Below are 1665 nucleotides of genomic sequence, written 5' to 3'. Positions count from 1 at the left end.
TTCGCGGGCGTCGATCGCGGCCAGCACCACCAGCCGCGCATCGTCGACCCAGCCGTCGCTGTAGACGAAGCCGCGCGTCAGCCGCGGCTGCAGCGGCACGCCAGCCGGGTGGCGGCGCAGGTCGACGCCGTGCGAGCCGGGCAGCCAGTCGCGACGCGCGAGGTGGTCGTAGAGAAACAGGCCGGCGCGGATCATCCACGCCGGCCGCATGGCCGCGTCGTGCGGCATCACGAAGGACAGCGGCCACATGATGTGCGGCGCGCTGCGCAGCAGCTGCTCGCGCTCCTGCAGCGCCTTGCGCACCAGCGCGAACTCGCCGTGCTCCAGGTAGCGCAGGCCGCCGTGGATCAGCTTGGTGGAGGCCGACGAGGTCTGCGCCGCCAGATCGTCGCGTTCGCACAGCACGACGCGCCAGCCGCGGCCCGCCAGGTCGCGCGCGATGCCCGTGCCATTGATGCCGCCACCGACGACGAGCACGTCGCAGTGCCGCGGCTCACGGGACGGGTCGGACCTGGGTTGTTCCACTGCTGCCATTCTGCGGGGCTTCGCTTAGGCTGGCGAGGTCGACCTCCCGGACGCCGCCGATGACCTACCTGCTCGCCCTCGACCAGGGCACCTCCAGCTCGCGCAGCATCGTGTTCGACCGCGGAGGCCGCATCCGCGCGATGGCGCAGCGCGAGTTCCGCCAGCTCTACCCGCAACCGGGCTGGGTGGAGCACGACCCGATGGAGATCTGGGAGACCCAGCTCGCCACGGCCCGCGAGGCGCTGGCCCAGGCGGGGTTGACGGCGTCCGACATCGCGGCCATCGGTATCACCAACCAGCGCGAGACCACGCTGCTGTGGGAACGTGCGAGCGGCCGGCCGATCGCCAACGCCATCGTCTGGCAGGACCGCCGCACCGAGCCCCTGTGCGCGCGCTGGCGCGAGCAGGGTCTGGCCGATGCGGTGCGCGACGTGACCGGCCTGGTCATCGACCCCTACTTCTCGGCCAGCAAGATCGCGTGGCTGCTCGACCACGTGCCGGGCGCCCGCACGCGAGCCGAGCGCGGCGAGCTGGCCTTCGGCACGGTGGACAGCTGGCTGCTGCGGCAGCTGACCGGCGGCCGCGTGCACGCCACCGACACCACCAACGCCTCGCGCACGATGCTGTTCGACATCGACCGCGGCGCCTGGAGCGAGCCGCTGCTGGCGGCGCTGGACATCCCGCGCGCGCTGCTGCCGGCAGTGCAGCAGTCTGCCTCGCATTTCGGCGACACCGAGCCCGCGCTGCTGGGCCATGCCGTGCCGGTGTGCGGCATCGCCGGCGACCAGCAGGCCGCGCTGTTCGGCCAAGCCGGCTTCCAGGCCGGGCTGGCGAAGAACACCTACGGCACCGGCTGCTTCCTGCTGATGCACACCGGCGCACAGCGGCAGGCCTCGACCCACGGCCTGATCACCACCGCGGCGGCGCAGGTGGACAGCACGGCACCGCGCCAGTACGCGCTGGAGGGCAGCGTGTTCATCGGCGGCGCGGTGGTGCAGTGGCTGCGTGATGGCTTGCACGCGATCCGCGGCAGCGGCGAGGTGCAGGCGCTGGCCGAGAGCGTGCCCGACGCCGGCGGCGTGGTGGTGGTGCCGGCCTTCACCGGCCTGGGCGCCCCCTACTGGCGGCCGGAGGCCAGCG

Annotated in this window: 2 protein-coding genes; one reads left to right on the top strand and one right to left on the bottom strand. The window is 73.1% G+C overall.

Annotated elements, in window-relative coordinates; translation table 11 throughout:
• Nucleotides 1-534 (bottom strand): FAD-dependent oxidoreductase (locus x551_RS21905; RefSeq protein WP_152543632.1); only part of this gene is annotated, 534 nt, incomplete at its 3' end.
• Nucleotides 535-584: 50 nt separating this feature from the next.
• On the opposite strand from x551_RS21905, the gene glpK reads away from it, so the two are divergent.
• The coding region (glpK, locus tag x551_RS21900) for a glycerol kinase GlpK (RefSeq protein WP_036251437.1) at nucleotides 585-1665 on the top strand (1081 nt) is incomplete at its 3' end.

Origin of the sequence: Methylibium sp. T29 (genome assembly GCF_000576205.1) — a bacterium.
Lineage (GTDB): Bacteria > Pseudomonadota > Gammaproteobacteria > Burkholderiales > Burkholderiaceae_C > Methylibium > Methylibium petroleiphilum.
Note: the sequence above shows the minus strand (reverse complement) of the source record. Positions and strands in the feature narration are given on the sequence as shown.